The sequence below is a fragment of the Paenibacillus sp. FSL P4-0081 genome, assembly GCF_000758565.1.
GTDB lineage: Bacteria > Bacillota > Bacilli > Paenibacillales > Paenibacillaceae > Paenibacillus_AQ > Paenibacillus_AQ phytohabitans.
On sequence record NZ_CP009280.1, the window covers coordinates 4,159,113 to 4,174,940 of the forward strand.

17 protein-coding genes are annotated in these 15,828 nt (G+C 48.4%); 9 read left to right on the top strand and 8 right to left on the bottom strand.

The features are described 5' to 3' along the window. Positions 1-97 precede the first annotated feature (97 nt). From P40081_RS17835 to P40081_RS17845, 3 genes are all read left to right on the top strand, one after another. A complete protein-coding gene (locus tag P40081_RS17835) occupies positions 98-676 on the top strand; it encodes a TetR/AcrR family transcriptional regulator (protein ID WP_042137314.1) in 579 nt (192 codons plus the stop codon). Positions 677-689: 13 nt separating this feature from the next. Continuing rightward, positions 690-1,052 (top strand): NUDIX domain-containing protein, encoded by a 363-nt coding sequence (locus P40081_RS17840; protein ID WP_231575384.1) that lies wholly within the window; start codon positions 690-692, stop codon positions 1,050-1,052. Between the two features lie 97 nt (positions 1,053-1,149). After that, the gene (locus P40081_RS17845; RefSeq protein ID WP_042137318.1) at positions 1,150-2,061 is read left to right on the top strand and encodes a glycerophosphodiester phosphodiesterase family protein; all 912 of its coding nucleotides are present in this window, start codon (positions 1,150-1,152) and stop codon (positions 2,059-2,061) included. A gap of 134 nt (positions 2,062-2,195) precedes the next feature. Here the strand turns inward: P40081_RS17845 and P40081_RS17850 are convergent, their stop codons facing one another. Together P40081_RS17850 and P40081_RS17855 are read right to left on the bottom strand one after the other, a co-directional pair. Next, positions 2,196-3,374: a serine hydrolase domain-containing protein gene (locus P40081_RS17850; protein ID WP_042137320.1), complete on the bottom strand. Its 1,179-nt coding sequence runs from the start codon at positions 3,372-3,374 to the stop codon at positions 2,196-2,198. Between the two features lie 149 nt (positions 3,375-3,523). Then, positions 3,524-4,486: a helix-turn-helix transcriptional regulator gene (locus tag P40081_RS17855; protein ID WP_042137322.1), complete on the bottom strand. Its 963-nt coding sequence runs from the start codon at positions 4,484-4,486 to the stop codon at positions 3,524-3,526. A 100-nt stretch (positions 4,487-4,586) separates the two neighbouring features. Between P40081_RS17855 and P40081_RS17860 the strand changes: the two genes are divergently transcribed. The 3 genes from P40081_RS17860 (at position 4,587) to P40081_RS17870 (ending at position 6,165) form a co-directional block, all read left to right on the top strand. Continuing rightward, positions 4,587-5,066, top strand: coding sequence for a GyrI-like domain-containing protein (locus P40081_RS17860; protein ID WP_042137324.1), 480 nt, complete (start codon positions 4,587-4,589; stop codon positions 5,064-5,066). A 24-nt stretch (positions 5,067-5,090) separates the two neighbouring features. Continuing rightward, positions 5,091-5,555 carry a DUF8821 family protein gene (locus tag P40081_RS17865; protein ID WP_042137326.1) on the top strand — a complete coding sequence of 155 codons (465 nt, stop codon included), beginning with the start codon at positions 5,091-5,093 and terminating at the stop codon, positions 5,553-5,555. 118 nt (positions 5,556-5,673) lie between these two features. After that, positions 5,674-6,165, top strand: a complete 492-nt coding sequence (locus P40081_RS17870; protein WP_042137328.1) for a pyridoxamine 5'-phosphate oxidase family protein — start codon at positions 5,674-5,676, stop codon at positions 6,163-6,165. Positions 6,166-6,255: 90 nt separating this feature from the next. On the opposite strand, the gene P40081_RS17875 is transcribed toward P40081_RS17870, so the two are convergent. After that, a complete protein-coding gene (locus tag P40081_RS17875; RefSeq protein ID WP_042137330.1) occupies positions 6,256-6,990 on the bottom strand; it encodes a hypothetical protein in 735 nt (244 codons plus the stop codon). Positions 6,991-7,716: 726 nt separating this feature from the next. Continuing rightward, positions 7,717-8,310, bottom strand: coding sequence for a TetR/AcrR family transcriptional regulator (locus tag P40081_RS17880; protein ID WP_042137331.1), 594 nt, complete (start codon positions 8,308-8,310; stop codon positions 7,717-7,719). A 215-nt stretch (positions 8,311-8,525) separates the two neighbouring features. Between P40081_RS17880 and P40081_RS17885 the strand changes: the two genes are divergently transcribed. Next, positions 8,526-9,635, top strand: coding sequence for an NADH:flavin oxidoreductase (locus P40081_RS17885; protein ID WP_042137333.1), 1,110 nt, complete (start codon positions 8,526-8,528; stop codon positions 9,633-9,635). Positions 9,636-9,746: 111 nt separating this feature from the next. On the opposite strand, the gene P40081_RS17890 is transcribed toward P40081_RS17885, so the two are convergent. Both P40081_RS17890 and P40081_RS17895 read right to left on the bottom strand, forming a co-directional pair. Continuing rightward, complete coding sequence (locus P40081_RS17890) at positions 9,747-10,973, bottom strand: MFS transporter (RefSeq protein ID WP_042137335.1); 1,227 nt, start codon at positions 10,971-10,973, stop codon at positions 9,747-9,749. A gap of 42 nt (positions 10,974-11,015) precedes the next feature. After that, complete coding sequence (locus P40081_RS17895) at positions 11,016-11,810, bottom strand: TrmB family transcriptional regulator (protein WP_042137336.1); 795 nt, start codon at positions 11,808-11,810, stop codon at positions 11,016-11,018. 294 nt (positions 11,811-12,104) lie between these two features. Here P40081_RS17895 and P40081_RS17900 point away from each other — a divergent pair, with 294 nt between their 5' ends. Both P40081_RS17900 and P40081_RS17905 read left to right on the top strand, forming a co-directional pair. After that, positions 12,105-12,908, top strand: a complete 804-nt coding sequence (locus P40081_RS17900) for an AAA family ATPase (protein ID WP_042137338.1) — start codon at positions 12,105-12,107, stop codon at positions 12,906-12,908. A 181-nt stretch (positions 12,909-13,089) separates the two neighbouring features. Then, positions 13,090-13,518 carry an NUDIX hydrolase gene (locus P40081_RS17905; RefSeq protein ID WP_197074372.1) on the top strand — a complete coding sequence of 143 codons (429 nt, stop codon included), beginning with the start codon at positions 13,090-13,092 and terminating at the stop codon, positions 13,516-13,518. Between the two features lie 426 nt (positions 13,519-13,944). Here P40081_RS17905 and P40081_RS17910 read toward each other — a convergent pair whose 3' ends face one another. Further along, entirely contained in the window at positions 13,945-14,877 is a 933-nt protein-coding gene (locus P40081_RS17910) for an AraC family transcriptional regulator (protein ID WP_042137341.1), read from the bottom strand. A 21-nt stretch (positions 14,878-14,898) separates the two neighbouring features. Beyond that, on the bottom strand, positions 14,899-15,750 hold the full coding sequence (locus tag P40081_RS17915; RefSeq protein ID WP_042137343.1) for an aldo/keto reductase: 852 nt from the start codon (positions 15,748-15,750) through the stop codon (positions 14,899-14,901). Between the last annotated feature and the right edge of the window lie 78 nt (positions 15,751-15,828).

Sequence of the window (15,828 nt, forward strand, 5' to 3'; positions counted from 1 at the left end):
ATAGTCCGGCATCCTGTTGAATTCAATCGGCAGACTCGGGGATAAGTCGGTTAAACAACATAGATTAAGATTTGATGTCTAAGAGGGGAAGTTAGCGATGGTTAACCAGATAGATCCAAGGGTTGTGCGCACAGGGCAGCTGATCAGAGAAGCCTTCCGTGAGTTGCTGCGGCTGAGAAGCTTCGATACAATCACCATCAAAGATATCGCAGAGAGAGCTACCATTAACCGCGCCACATTTTACACTCATTACGAGGATAAATATGCGTTGCTGGATGAAATCATCGAACAGGCTTTCCGCAAGATGATTCCCGGACCCGTGGAGCATGCGCTGGAGTTCACAGATGAAATATGTAACGAGCTGATCCTTATGACTTACCGGTACATTTTGGATTTTTTTGAGATCTGCCGGATGGATTCCAAATCGATTGCTACGCTGGTGGACGAGAAGATCAAGCAGCTGCTGCAGCAGATTATTGAGCGCATTTTTGTAAAAGGAGATCATCCCCATACAGCAGACCCCAATCAGACAACAATCCTGGCGGCCATGACAGGGTCAGCGATCTATAGCGCAGCGTATCAATGGTTCAAAACCGGGGAGAAGGAACGGACGGATCTGCTTGTTGATCTGGTACGCCCCTATGTGATGAACGGTCTGGGCCTACATTATATATAACGATAAGCTGCTCGTGTTCAGGCATAGGGACTACCCGGAAGCTGGTGTGCAGGTTCCTGCCGGGACTGTAGAATCGGGCGAGAGTGTAGTAACGGCATTATTCCGGGAGATACTGGAGGAATCAGGAATAACGAAGGATGAGCTGCGGCTAGTCAAGCATTTGAAGACGTATCTGTACTACGCGGCGTATAAACAACAACATCATGAAAGACATGTGTATCAGTTAGAGTTAATTCAAGAGCGCCCGGCCCGGTGGGAACATACTATAGAAGCATCCGGAGAAGATTCGGGTCTAACCTTTGAATATTTCTGGATTCCGGTACATGAAGCTGAACTCGCCGGCGGGCAGGGAGACGGTTTAGAATTATGCTGTTAGATTGCGCTGTAATTAAAAATGTGGATTTCAATGACCCTAACTGTTAATATAATAATATTTGCAAAAGTTAAGGTTACAGGAAAATGAGGACGACGGAATGAAGAAGATTGTCAGCCATAAAGCTTATTTTATCGGAATGCATGTACTAATATTTATCCTCTTATTTACAACACTGTACGCTTCCTTCCCGGCCATCCGGGTTAAAGTGAAAGAAATCATCGATCCGGCGGAAAAAGTATATACGATCGCCCACCGTGGTGCGTCCGGATATGCTCCGGAGAACACGATGCCGGCCTTCGAGCTGGCGCGTGAAATGGATTCCGACTCGATTGAGCTGGATATCCACCTGACCAAGGATCAGATTCCTGTTGTCATCCATGATGATACAGTCAACCGCACGACCAATAGCAAAGGGTATGTAAGGAACATGACGCTGGAGCAGATCAAACAGCTGGATGCCGGATCGTGGTTCAATAAGGCGTATCCGATGTTTGCCAGAGAAATATATGCAGGGACCACCATCCCCACCCTCGATGAGGTATTCGAAACCTTTGGCAAAGAGATCAGCTATGTCCTTGAAATCAAGGAATCAACGCCGAAGATTAATATTGAAGTCCTCTTGAATGAATACATTAAGAAATATGATCTGGAAAAAGTAGTGGCCATACACTCTTTCAGCGCAGCCAGTCTGCGGAAGTTCCATTCCATCAACCCGGATATTCCGTTGTACCAGCTCGTATGGAATGATTATACCTCGGTAAGACTTACTGAAGCTTATCTGGCAGATGTGAAGTCCTATGCTGTCGGCATCAGCCCGAATTTCCAGGGGACCAGCGCGTCTTATGTGGCGCAGATAAAGCGGGCGGGACTTAAGGTCATGCCCTATACCATTAATTATCAGCTCAATATGGATAAAGCTTATTCTTGGGGTGTAGATGGAGTCTATACTAATTTTCCTGACCGTTTCCATGAAGTCATTGAGACGAACAGGAAGAACGCGAACTGGTAACTTAGCAGAGCGTGTGGAGAGTGCGGAGAGAAAGTGCGGATTTTCTCATTTCATAGCACAGGGTCCAATTCTTGTTCTTTACGGAGGACAAGAATTGGACCCTGTGTGTATATTGGACAAGAAGAGCAGGTTTCTTACAACGAACTAAACACAATATTACGCAGCTTGCGAGTGACCGGCAGTGTGCCGGCATCTTTTTTCTGGATCATGAACAGGAAGGTCAGGCCGTCCTGCGGACTGTTGGTGAAATAAGCTCCAAGCCAGCCGTCCCAGCCGTATTCACCCTGGCCGCCGACCACTCCGGCTTTTCCGGTGTCTTTCAGGATACGCATCTGGTTGCCATAGCTATACCCCTGCAGGGAATGCCAGGTATCGAAGCCTTTTTGCTGCCCATCGCTTAGAACAGCTGTAGTCATATATTGAACGGTTCTAGGCTTGAGCAGCTGAACGCCGTTCAAGCTGCCCTGGTTCATCAGCATGGTGGTGAACTTGGCAGCATCGTCAATCGTTGAGACCAGGCCCGCTCCGCCTGACTCGTAGGCCGGTTCCCGGTCCATATGGTGGTAGATGCCCAGATGGCTCTCCGCATACAGCTTCAAGCCGCCTTCGCCGTCCTCCTGGTAGACTCTGGCCAGGCGGTTTCCTTTGTCTTCAGGCAGCCAGAAGCCGGTATCCTGCATTTGCAGCGGGCTGAATATTTCCTTCTGCAAAAATTCTCCGTACCGCATGCCGCTAACCGCTTCCACAATGGCTCCCAGAACATCCGCTGAGGTCCCGTACTGCCAGAACGAACCCGGCTCGAACGAAAGCGGGCCTTCACCCAGACGGGTGGCGAATTCCATGGTGCTCATCCGGTTATCGCCGTGCAAGCGGCTGTCCAGCTCCTTGAACAAAGCCTCCGTATGCAGAGCGGCTTTGTCTGTTCCTCCTCCGTATACCAGTCCCGAGGTCATATTCAGCAGATCATGAATGACAACCTCCCGGCTGACAGGCACCAGTTCTCCGTTCTTTTCGACCAGCTGGTTCTTGAACCCTGGAATATAACGGCTTACCGGATCGAACAAATCGATCTGTCCGCGCTCAAGCAGCAGCATGATGGCGGCGGATGTAACCGGTTTCGTCATCGAGTATAGACGGAAGATCGAATCCCGGGTGATAGGACGTCCCGCTTCGACATCGGCTAAGCCGTCTTCGTGATAGAACACCTCGCGGCCGTCCTTGATGACCATCAGGTTCGCACCTGCAATTTCCTGGTTACCGATACTTGCACTCAATGTTTTTTTCAATAGGCTGGTTGTGTTTGAATCTAGCATGTTTCTAAAGTCTCCTTTTCCGGATAAGTTCCCTGAAGCCAAATCAGATATTGTCATTACACTCCTTGAAAATTTTAAACTCTTTTGGACAGGTTGTATAGAGGCCAGAATTTCAATCTGAATATCCGGTACATTTGGTGGCACACTGATTATAGGTATAATAAACGCAGTCTCTCTTTTAACCCTTTCCAGATTTCCTCCGGCGCTTCCTTAAGTCTGATATCCCCGCCCAGGAAAAGCAGCCAGTTTATGATTTCCGCCAGTTCGTCGGGCATATCCGCATGGATATACGTCTTGAGAATGGCTGTGCTCTGGTAAGGATTCGTATAGGAGAGCGATACCTTCAATGGATGATATTTTTTGAATTGGGCAATCGCCTTGGGGCCGAGTTCAAGAACGAGGTTGACTTCTTCTTCCTGACTCTTCAGTTTTTCCAGGATCTTTTTCCTGCTTAATCTTTTTTTATCCGGATTTAGGACAACATCGGTGACTTGGTCCACAGGAATAATCCGCTTCCTTTCATCGTTTAAGTCGAAGGCCTCGATCAGCCACTGGCTTTTCTCACGATAGAGGCGCAAAAGATAAACGGGATAAGCTTGGATGATCCTCGCTACTTCGCTGGTAATCAGCAAATAGCGGTCCACCAGCAGGATCTGGATCAGCTTCTCCAGCATGGGGTGGGGGAGATCAGACAGATCAAGCAGGTCAGGATTGTTCGGGTTGGTCCCTTCAAACAGCAGAATTTGATTCAGAAGAAACAGGTCCTCCTGCTGGTTCTCCGAGACGAGTCCGAGTAATTTTTCCGTTAGAGACTGACGGCTCTTGAGATAAGGGAGCTGCCCGTTTCTTGTGGCCATGAAGGCAATGAACAGGGCTTTGAGCTCATTATCTGTAAACCGGACCACGGGAAGGACAGAATTGCGCATCACAGAATACCCGCCATCCCGTCCAACTTCAGCGACAAGCGGCATCCCCAGCGCCTCGATTTCCCGGATATCCCGAATCGCAGTCGAACGGGAGATATTAAATTCCTGCATGATTTCAGTAATAGTAAAGTGGGCCCGGTTGTTAATATACCGCATGATCACATTTACCCGTTCAACTTTTTTCATCGCGTCTCCTAAACAGTTTCATTTTATGACATGATTTAAGACTATCATATACATATCAAGACAAGAAGACAAATTTCAAATACAAAGGATGGTTGCAGACATGGCAAATTACACGTTAGAGGAAAAAGACAGCTTCATCGTTATCGGCTTGGGCACGGAGCTTAAGAGCGATTACACGGACTATGCAGGTATTAACAAAGAAAAGTCAGACTTCTGGCAGGCCGTCAGTGAAGATGGAAGGCTCGATAAGTTGAAGGCGATGGCCGTGAACGACTATATTTTTGCCGTGAGTGAAGCGGTGAACAACAAAATGATGTATTATGCGGGTGTCATGACCGAAGCAGCTGCGCCGGAAGAGGCCAGAGTTATCCAGTTTCCTAAGGGTAAATACCTGGTGGTTAGAGGGGAAGCGGCAACGGCTGATGAACTGAATAATAAGCTCGCCGGAGTTGCTTTTGGTCAAGCTCTGCCGGAAGCGAAGGATGTCGCCTATGTGGGCGGGCCCAATACATCGGTTGAGATGGGGCAGCAGGATGGACAGGTTGTAGGTGAAATGTGGATTCCTGTTGTAAGTAAATAACGGGTTAGCCTAGGAGGAAGTGCAATGTCTTATATCGTTGATTTCAAAGAGGTGTCTACGGCCGGCTTGGAGTCGTCACCTGTAGTGGATGCACTTGCAGGATTGCGTGCGAATGAAGCGCGTTACTTCATGAATAAGTACAAGCATGAGTTCACGGTTGTCCCGGCCAGCGAAAGCCAGGAGACCCTGGATTATGTGAATGGAATTCTGAAAAAAGAACGTGATCTTGAATTTTCGGCCAAGCCTTTGGAGACCTCGCGGTTTCAGGTAGAGAATATCCGGTTTGCTTACGTCTTTTATGAGGACGGACTGGCGCTTAACGTGATGTATACCGTGGATGATCCCAAGAAGCGGGCTGTCGGATTCAAGCTCTCTGAGGGCATGGAGATTCCCAAGGAGCTGGAGACAAAGTTCAAATTCGCCAGGCAGAAGTCTAAGCTGGCCGGAACGATCCGGGGCTCGTTCTTCGTCATCAAAGGCGAATACTGAACCAGCTGATAAAGCTGTGACTGAACCGTTAAAGATAGATTACCGCCTATTCGGGTTAATAATAGGTACGCATTTGGATATCCTATTCCCATAACCCGGAAGAAACGAGGCGATAAGCATGTCAACTTTGGATAAAAGTCATCAGGAAGCTGTCGAGACGGTCAGAGACCTTATCAAAGGGATTGATACAGCGATGTTCACGACGATCTCACCCGAAGGCCTGGTATCCCGTCCCATGAAGACACAGGAAGTCGAGTTTGACGGAGACCTGTGGTTCCTGACCAAGAAGGACACCAGCAAGTTCGATGAGATCCTCCATGATCCGAGGGTTAATGTTGTGTATGCTGACAAATCCTATGTCTCCATCCGCGGAACCGCCAGGATTGTCGAGGATCTGGAGAAGAAAAAAGAATTCTGGAGTGCAGGCTATAACACGTTCCTGAAGACCACCTATGATGACCCGAACGTGATCCTGATTCAGGTTCATGCCGAAGCTGCTGAATACTGGAAGAGCGGTAATCTGGCCGAGATGGCGACTTATATGTTCAAACGAATCACCAATCGGGACACAGAGAAGTCGGATCTGAACAAGACGGTTGAATTGGAATAACGGAATCAGCGGAATCCGTCAATTCCCCACCTCGACCACACATTATTTAAAGTTGAAGGCTATTAATACTTCAGACTAAAAGAAGGAAGCTCATAATGAGTTTCCTTCTTTTGTAATCTCTATTTTAAACGGCTCTAATTTCCCATTAACAAATGCATATCTAATGATTGCATCCCCTAAATAATTACCTGTTGAAATCTGAATGGGTAGCTCCGCAATAAGCTGATTATCCTTTATTCCAAATCTCAATATATTCTGAACCGTCGGTTGCTCAAACCAATCGTTTGAATCGCTCTCACTGAATTCAAATAAGTGCTCCTGACCATCAACTGAAACTGTATACTGTCGAATTTCCTTATCTGTTTTTAGATCAACGTTAAGATTGCTTAGAACGAATTCTCTTGGATCTGAAACTGATATTTCTGTAAAATCTGATTTAAGCACATGCACTTCCGAATCATGTACTCCAGTCCCTGCGCCTTTTGTCAGAACAATGACAATTTCATCTTCTCCATCTGCATCTAAATCAATGACCGATATTTGAGGATAGAAGGAGGGGTTCGTTACATTGATCCAATTGAATGTTTTCGTTTCTCCATTTATTACAACATCTAATGACGAAAATATGTCTTTTTGTGATTTTTCTTGAACACCATAAATAGCAATTTTCTTATCTGAAGTCTCGGATAGTAGTGTATTGGGAATTGATGTAGCTGGTGTTGACGCATTTCCATCAATCTTTACCGGACTTGAAGACTGATTATTTGCCCCACATCCGGATAACAAAATAGCTCCTACCATTGTGACAATCATGATTTTTTTCAAAAATACATCCTCCATTTACATTTTTTTAAGTATATACATTCTTATAATTCAATAAGTTTAAAAAATGTATTTTGTTTTTTAAAAAAAAGTAACATTTCAATTTACGCTTACTTGTAATTGCCAGAAAAGATGGCTGTTTTTCCGCCTTAGAGCCGGTATGTAAAAAGAAAAAGACTTTCCCCTGAAGGAAAGTCCTTTTAGTGTGTACGATAGAGAATCTAACCTCAGCCCCAACCGACACCATGCCCCATTGTGGTAAGTGTAGTCATAATAGGAGTCGCAACAACTGATTCTATACCGGTGAATGGGGAGTCTTAGGGAAGGAAGGAAGGAAGAAGTAAGGAAGTGCTGTAAGCATAAATGTTGTACGTTTTACAACTTAGATTCCTGGATTGCCGGGTGTTCGGGAGGATTGTTGTATGAAATACAAGAATATTCCACCAAAGTCGCTTGAAAAAGGAAATATGTTGTATTTTGTACAACAATCTTGGTTTTGAGCCGATTTATCCAAGAAAATGTTGTATTCTGTGCAGGATTTGATAGCACTCGCTCCCTCCTAACGTAAATCAAGGTGATCTATCTACCGTGTGCGCGACAACCTTCACCATTCAGCGATTATGTATCTCGATATTGCCCCACAACGTCGGCTCAATATAAACAGCGGCAGCCCAGGACATGATTTTCACGTCCGAGGCTGCCGCTGATTTTACACCTGGGCCAGTCTGATTAGGAAACTTGCGGATTGAACATGGGGAATCCGCCCGTGATCAGCGGCATGACCCGCTCCGCAAGTTCGGAGGGAGACTCCGCTCTTCCTTCCACATTCCAGCGGTAGGTTACGCCGTATAAGGACCAGCTTAGCAGGGTGGCCGCAGTGGCAAGCGGCTTCGAATCTGCAGCTGAGTCTGATTCGCAAATAAGCTGCAGGATAAGCTTCTCAAGATGCAGCTTGATATTCTCCTCAAGCAGGAGTGCTACGGAATCATATCTTTTGAAGCAGCGGTGGCTGGTTTCATGATAATTGCATAAGGCCACGATAAGCTCCTGAAGCGTCTTTTCGGTCAACGGTCCAGTTGCATCGACTTTATGGAGGACCATATTCGTAAAGGCGTCTAACAAAAAGGCTTCGAACAGCGCATATTTATCCTGGAAATGTGCATAAAAGGTGGTCCGGTTAATAGTGGCTGCTTTGGTAATATCGCCGACGGTTATCGAATTGAAGTCCATGATATTCAATTGCCGGATGAAGGCATCCAGAATTAATTGACGGGTCCGAATCACCCGCGGGTCGTTCGGATTGGGGGGGAGTATGCCAGCCATCCAAGGAACACCCCTTTCAGTAGGTAGAATCCCTTTATTATAATCACCTTATTGGCAGACAACAAATAGGATCTGCCAATACAACAGTTTTTCCGGCTTCTAGCTTAAGCAACAACTTGGGCAGATTGTTGGTTGAAAGGGGGACTGGAGCTTGTTACTATTGCATTCATACCCCGATTTGAGAATAATCATACAATCTACAGGAGGCGTTAACCATGGCTAAACAGCAGGAGCAAATTCATTCACTGGAGACCTTATTTGAACCTTATACGGTTCAACAATTAAATATACCCAACCGGATCGTAATGTCACCGATGGCGCGTGCTTTTGCACCTGAGGGTATTCCAGGGGAGGATATGGCAGCGTATTACCGCCGCCGCGCTGAGAATGGGGTGGGGCTGATCATCACCGTTGGTATGATTGACCATCCGGCGGCGAGCAGTGATCCGGGACTTCCTAATCTGTTTGGCGAAGCCGCTCTGAGCGGCTGGCGTGAAGTCGTCAGACAGGTTCATGAGGCCGGCGGGATTATTTTTCCCCAATTGTCACATATGGGAATAATTCGTTCCACAGGTTCCCAGCCTTACCCGGATGCACCATCGATCGGGCCATCAGGCCTCGATATGCAAGGGAACAAGATAAGCGAGCCGATGACAGAAGAAGAAATTGCCGGCGTCATTCAAGCCTATGCCGATACGGCAGTGAATGCGCAGCAGGCTGGCTTCGACGGGATAGAGCTTTCCGGCGGCCACGGCTTATTGATTGACCAATTCTTCTGGGAACAAACCAATCAGCGGACGGACCGCTATGGCGGCGATTTCCTGAAGCGCACCACATTCGCAGCCGAAGTTGTCGCGGCCGTCCGCGCTGCAGTCGGACCGGATTATCCGATTTCCATCCGGTTGTCCCAGTGGAAAATGACTGATTACACGGCGAAGCTGGTAGATACACCGGAGCAGCTGAAGCAATTCCTGGATGTGCTGGTACAGGCCGGCGTGGATATTTTCCATATCTCGACCCGCCGGTTCTGGGACCCGGAATTCGCGGGCTCGGAGCTGGGTCTCGCCGGATGGGTGAAGAAGATCACCGGGAAGACAACAATTGCTGTTGGTTCCGTAGGCATGGACAATGATCCCGCTGAAGGCGGGGAAGCGGATCATCAAGGGATGGATGAACTGCTGAAGCGGCTGGACAATCAGGAGTTCGATCTGGTAGCCGTCGGACGCGCGCTGCTGGGTGATCCGGCATGGGCAAAGAAAATCCGCGAGGGCAGGGTGGAGGAGATTCAAGCCTTTACTCCTGAGGCGGCTGCCCAACTGTATTGAAGCATAGGGAGTGTTTATAAACGCACAAATAAGGCTGCCCATGGGCAGCCTTAACTTTATTTTATTTAGACCATTATCTACAGGTGAATAATTTCCAATATCAGCTCTCTATTACCCTTTCTCCGCCATATAGGTCTTCTGCGTCCGGAGGACCGGGAAGAGCCAATACATCCAGACAACGGTGATGACGAGTGTACCAAGCCCGCCAATAACTGTCGCTGGTACGGCACCGACCAGACCGGCCATCGTACCGGACTCGAATTCGCCCAGCTGGTTCGAGGTGCCGATGAACAGGGAGTTGACGGCGTTGACCCGGCCCTGCATCTCTTGCGGTGTGTTGACCTGAACCAGCGTCGAACGGATTACGACGCTTACGACGTCGGAAGCGCCGATGAGGAACAGCGCGAAGAGCGAGAGCCAGAAGCTGTGAGACACCCCGAACAGAATCGTCGCCAAGGCGAATACAACGAGGGAGGCGAACAATGTCTTGCCGATTGCTTTCTCCACCGAATATCGGGTTAGAATCAGCGAGACAAGGATCGCCCCGACCGCTGGCGCAGAGCGCAGCAGCCCCAGACCGAGTGAGCCGGTCTTCAGGATATCCTCGGCGAAGATCGGCAGCAGAGCAGTCGCACCGCCAAGCAGCACGGCGAACAGATCAAGCGAGATAGTGCCGAGAATGATTTTGCGGGCAAAGACAAACTTCAAGCCGCTGAGGAACGTGTCCATATTGACGGCGTCCAGCTTCTTCACGAAGTGAACGGTCTTGACGAAGAAGATGAGCACGGTCGAGATCAGCAGCGCTGCCAGTGAGGCAATGTAGGCAGCGGCAGTACCCCAAACGACAAGCACTCCTCCAAGTGACGGGCCGACGATCATCGCGGTCTGCATTGCGGAGGCAGACCAGGCTGCGGCCTTCGGCAGCTGTTCCCGGTCCACGATGTCCGGCACAAGCGCAGCAGAGGCTGGGCCTTCGAAGGTACGGCAGGCGCCGAGAATGGCGGCGGCGACCAGCAGATGAAGCGAGCCCAGCCAGCCTTGCAGACTGCCGAGGACGAGCAGCAGGACAACTACGCTCTCCATCAGCTGGCAGAGGTAGACGATGGTCCGGCGGTCGTACCGGTCAGCGGTCTGTCCGGCCGGCAGTGTCAGCAGGAGCATCGGCAGGAATTGCGCCAGGCCGACAAGACCCAGCTGGAAGGCGCTGTCAGTCAGCGCGTACATCTGCCAGCCAATGGCGACAGACAGCATCTGAAAAGCGCTGGTCGAGAATATCCGTGCGATCCACAGGTGCAGGAACGAGCGGTTATGTAGTACGGACGAGCCTTTTGTATTCAAAACATGTCATCCTTTCTAATTCACAGGTATACATTAAATTCATTACATGCCGGAGTTCTTCGCATGCATCTCGGGATGCTCCCGCCGGATCAGTGCATAATCCTTCCCGTACCGGTCCTCCAGCTCACTGGCAAAATCTTTCTCGATCCGCATCATCACAACATCGTGGAAGTACGAGGTCTGCAGTACGTTCAGCACCGCCGGGTGGTTGCTCTCCAGCGCCGATACCGGCGCGTGCCGGCTGAAGCTGCCGATGACCGCCGTTTCCTTATCCAGCAGCATGGAGAAATTGCGTGTCCGGTGCGGTCCCCCCGGCGGCACACTATGTACGATGACATGTTCAAGCTCTGTCGGCGTTTCACCGATGACCATGAGATGAACGGCGGTACCCCGGTGCTCGGCTGAGAGCAGCGATTCCTCGACCCAGTGCAGATCCTCTGCCCAAAGATCGACCAGAATCTCCTCTCTGGCATTGGCGGCGAGGCGGCGGATCGCCAGATCCACCTGCTGATCTCCTTTCCAGTTACTGAAGAAGGGCGGCGTATCCGGCAGGGTAGTCAGCTCACTCTCCAGTAAGCGGGCAGTGCGTTCGAACTCCGATTGCAGCAGCTTCACAACTTGCCCGATTGGGATTGCAGCGAAGGTAATCGGATCACCTTCCTCAGCACGACAGACACCTTTCTCTACAAGGCCGCGCAGCGCAGCATAGACATTGGAGCGCGATACTGACACTTGCTTAGAGACTTCGTAGCCTGAAGAAGGGGGCTGACCGTGCAGCGCCAGATAACAGCGGGCTTCAAGATCGGACAAGCCGAGTTTCCTTAGAGCATCAATCATAGGGGGCCTCCTTAGTATTCGATGATCTTCCAGGAACGTTAGAAGTATTCCAAAATACTACTCCTGACTTGAGTAGCTGTCAAGACTGCCGCATCATAATTTTGCCAGCCCCATTCATCCTCAAGCTCCGTTGGGGATGATTAGAAACTCTGAGGGCCGCTGGTTGACAACGCAGGTAGTGAGCAGGTATATTGATTAAATAGTAATTATTACGATTAAATAGATGTCACTATAAAGTATTAACTGCACCGGATATGTAAACTCATGATACATTTAAGGAGCTTCCAGACAACAATGAATAAAAACAGCAGCAATCAGCGTCTTCCCAGAGCGAAGGGTATAGATATGGGGACTTATTACACACCAAAAGAATGTGCCAGAAAAGTAAAGCATCTCGTGCTGCCCCCGATGAACCGGAAGATTGTTGAGGAGTTCATTACAATACTTGGGATGCGGGCGACATTCGAAGAACACAACGTACCCATTCCCAATAAAGTGGTCATGTATGGTCCGCCAGGCACCGGGAAAACATTGACCGCATTCTATATGGCTCAGATGCTGGAGCTTCCGCTTATTCTGGTTCGGCTGGATGCGGTTATTCATAGCCATTTGGGGGAGACCGGCAGCAATATCCGCAAAATATTCGAATATGCCAAAGCAACACCCTGCGTCCTCTTTCTGGATGAATTTGATGCGATTGCAAGAACACGCGAGAGCAATGATGAAGTCAAAGAGATGGCACGCGCGGTAAATACCCTGCTGCAATGTCTGGATGACTTCGGCGACAGCAGTATTTTTGTAGCGGCAACGAATCTGGAGAATGAACTGGACCGGGCGATCTGGAGAAGATTTGATACGAAGATGACTTATTCGCTGCCGGATGAATCCAGCAGGCGTCAATATATCGAGCTATTGATCAATGGATTCGAAGGGGAAGCAGGGTTGACGGAAGAGGTATGCGGGCGCCTTGACGGATGCAGCTTCGCAGATATTGAACAAATTGTCTTGAAGGCCAAACGCAAGGCGATCATAGAGCATAGCCCGCTAACACACGAACATATTGTGCTATCCTATGAGGAATATAGTCCGTCCTTATAAAAAATAGAGTGTAATTTGAACGTCCCGGGTGATGCTTGTATAGATCAACGGGACGTTTTGATTTGTGAGCGAGAACAGCCCGTTTCGTGATATGTTGGATGCAATACGTAGCAGGACGATAACCACTGTAAGTTCTATCACATCTTATTTACATAAAATGAAATCCGGAGGTTGAATGATCGTGCCCAAATTAACCGGAGCAGCAGCAGTGATTGTAGATTCTGACGGTAAAATATTATTAGTGAAGCATAGCTACGGCAAAAACAACTGGGAATTGCCCGGCGGAAAAGGGGAGGACAATGAGTCCGCAGAGGAAACCGCGCAAAGAGAGGTGTTTGAAGAGGTGGGGCTGGAGGTTAGGATTGAAGAGTTGACCGGTGTGTATTATGAAGTGGTGCATGATATGCATCATTTTGTTTTTATAGCGGATAACGTCAATCATCAAGTGCCAAAGCCCTCTTCTACCGAGATTCTAGAATGCGGCTTCTACTCCAAAGATGAACTGCCCAAACCGATCAGCGATTTTACTTGTAACCGTATTGAGCATGCTCTGAATCCTGATCGGAAACAGCTATTTCATACGGTGGGGCCTAGACAATGGTTTGAATAATACAGAATACTACAGTGCATGAGAAAAGGAGTACATTGCAACGGCAATCTGCTCCTTTTCTCATGCTCACAAGTAAGCGTTAGTGGAATCCACTTTAGCAAATCGCTTGCTAAGGGTTTGAAGTGACCCAACTATGGGATATGCCGGGAGTATGCGGTATGCTTAATTGCACTCTGTACAACTAAATCAACTGATTTACAACCGATTCTCCGTTTAGTTGTATTTCGTACAATTAAACTGCCATTGTACCTCGGTTCTCAGCCATTGGGGCAGATTTAGTTGTACAGAATACAGTTATAAGAGGAAAGCCTCCCTTTTCGCTGTTTTTAATTGCACAAAATACAACTATCACTGAATTCCTGCCTGATACTGAATACATCAATTGCTGCATTGTTGAATAACTCACTTCTATGCGCTTATGTTGTACTAATCTCCCAAGAAAACCATGCTTTTCGCAGGATCGTACATTTCCTTTAGCTGCTTCACATCGGATCTCGGGGGAGAGCCAAACATCCGCGAGTATTCACGGCTGAACTGGGAGGCACTCTCATAACCGACACGGAATGCGACTTCTGCAGCTTCTGCAGCTTCTGAGAGCAATACACGCCGTGCTTCCTGCAGCCTGAGCTGCTTCTGGAATTGAATCGGGCTCATACCAGTCACTTCCTTAAAGTTGCGATGGAAGGAGGAGAGACTCATATTCGCGGCTTCGGCAAGCTCTTCAACACGCATAGATTGAGTGAAGTGGGTAGTAATCTGATCAATGGCTTCCCTGATCCGGTATGCATTGCTGCCTTCCATTGCGATTTGGCCTAAGGTAACCCCGTAAGGACCTTTTAGAAGAGTATATAGAATCTCCTTAGTGATCAGTGGAGCAAGGAAAGGGATGTCCTCCGGACGGTTCTGCAATTCTACGAGTCTTAATGTTGCATCCATTAAAGCATGCTCCATATCACCTACAAATAAGGCGCGTTTGGCATTGTCATTCGGTACGATCCGGATGTTAGCCTCGTTAATCACCTCTAAAATTTGGTCATGCGTAAATTCTAATTTTAAACTCAGATATGGAATCTCGGCTGAAGCCTTTATAATCTGGCCGACCACAGGCAGATTCATCGAAGAGATCAAATAGTTGGCTGACCCGTATTCGAATCGTTCCTGAGCCAGAAAAACCTCTTTGGAGCCTTGGGCAATCACACAAAAAGCGGGCTTGTACACCCTGTACGCAGGTTCGGAGATTTCTGAATATCTAATAATGAACAGATGGGGAATTGCTGTTTCAAGTACACCATCCGCTGGTGAGAAGTGTTGAATAAGCTTTGCCAATTCTTTTTGTTGTTTGAAGATGGCCTCCAGCATGACGATTCCTCCAGATTTCTATCAGATATCCAGTTTACGGCTGGCAAGCCACTTGACCATTTCAGGATCACGGTGGGAGAAGAACAGGCTCTCTTTCGTATCCAGCGCCGTAATGGAGTTCATATCCCCGCTGCTCAATTCAAAGTCAAAAATATTGAAGTTCTCGGCCATTCTTTCCTTGCGGACCGACTTGGGAATCACGACAACATCTCTTTGAGTCAGCCAGCGCAGAACGACCTGCGCAACGGATTTATGATGCTTGTCAGCGATTGAGGATAGCAGTTCATTCTGGAACAAGTTATTCTTCCCTTCGGCAAAAGGCGCCCAGGACTCGATCTGAACCTTGTTCTCATTCATGAAGGCTGCACTTTCGACCTGCTGATTGAATGGATGTGTCTCCACCTGATTCACGGCAGGGACGATTTCATTATGAAGAATCAGATCGATCAGACGGTCCATATGGAAATTACTGACGCCGATCGCCCGGATTTTCCCTTCACGGTTCAGCTCCTCCATCGCCCGCCAGGAACCATACACATCACCAAACGGCTGATGGATTAGATATAAATCGAGATAATCGAGCTGCAGCCGCTTCAAAGAGTTCTCCACCGCCTGCTTGGTCTTCGCATAACCAGTGTCCTGCACCCAAAGCTTCGTAGTAATAAATAACTCGTCTCTGGCTACGCCGCTGCGTCTGATGGCTTTGCCTACCGCTTCTTCATTCAGATAGGAGGCAGCTGTATCTATCAGCCGGTAACCTGTTGAGATCGCGTCAAGCACGCTTTGTTCACACTGGCTTTGATCGGCAATCTGATAGACTCCGAACCCTAGCACCGGCATTTCCACACCATTGTTAAGAATGACTTGCCGCATATAATTACCTCCATAGGTTGTGAAATATTGTCTCTCTATCGGGACAAGCTATCCGTTACCTACTTATTATGCTGCAGA

What these genes read in the sequence shown, in the direction of transcription:
- P40081_RS17885 (WP_042137333.1), top strand. Translation starts at nt 8,526, where the DNA reads ATGGCTAAACAGCAGGAGCAAATTCATTCACTGGAGACCTTATTTGAA.
- P40081_RS17915 (WP_042137343.1), bottom strand. Translation starts at nt 15,750, where the DNA reads ATGCGGCAAGTCATTCTTAACAATGGTGTGGAAATGCCGGTGCTAGGG.
- P40081_RS17835 (WP_042137314.1), top strand. Translation starts at nt 98, where the DNA reads ATGGTTAACCAGATAGATCCAAGGGTTGTGCGCACAGGGCAGCTGATC.
- P40081_RS17850 (WP_042137320.1), bottom strand. Translation starts at nt 3,374, where the DNA reads ATGCTAGATTCAAACACAACCAGCCTATTGAAAAAAACATTGAGTGCA.
- P40081_RS17865 (WP_042137326.1), top strand. Translation starts at nt 5,091, where the DNA reads ATGTCTTATATCGTTGATTTCAAAGAGGTGTCTACGGCCGGCTTGGAG.
- P40081_RS17870 (WP_042137328.1), top strand. Translation starts at nt 5,674, where the DNA reads ATGTCAACTTTGGATAAAAGTCATCAGGAAGCTGTCGAGACGGTCAGA.
- P40081_RS17910 (WP_042137341.1), bottom strand. Translation starts at nt 14,877, where the DNA reads ATGCTGGAGGCCATCTTCAAACAACAAAAAGAATTGGCAAAGCTTATT.
- P40081_RS17895 (WP_042137336.1), bottom strand. Translation starts at nt 11,810, where the DNA reads ATGATTGATGCTCTAAGGAAACTCGGCTTGTCCGATCTTGAAGCCCGC.
- P40081_RS17860 (WP_042137324.1), top strand. Translation starts at nt 4,587, where the DNA reads ATGGCAAATTACACGTTAGAGGAAAAAGACAGCTTCATCGTTATCGGC.
- P40081_RS17845 (WP_042137318.1), top strand. Translation starts at nt 1,150, where the DNA reads ATGAAGAAGATTGTCAGCCATAAAGCTTATTTTATCGGAATGCATGTA.
- P40081_RS17880 (WP_042137331.1), bottom strand. Translation starts at nt 8,310, where the DNA reads ATGGCTGGCATACTCCCCCCCAATCCGAACGACCCGCGGGTGATTCGG.
- P40081_RS17855 (WP_042137322.1), bottom strand. Translation starts at nt 4,486, where the DNA reads ATGAAAAAAGTTGAACGGGTAAATGTGATCATGCGGTATATTAACAAC.
- P40081_RS17900 (WP_042137338.1), top strand. Translation starts at nt 12,105, where the DNA reads ATGAATAAAAACAGCAGCAATCAGCGTCTTCCCAGAGCGAAGGGTATA.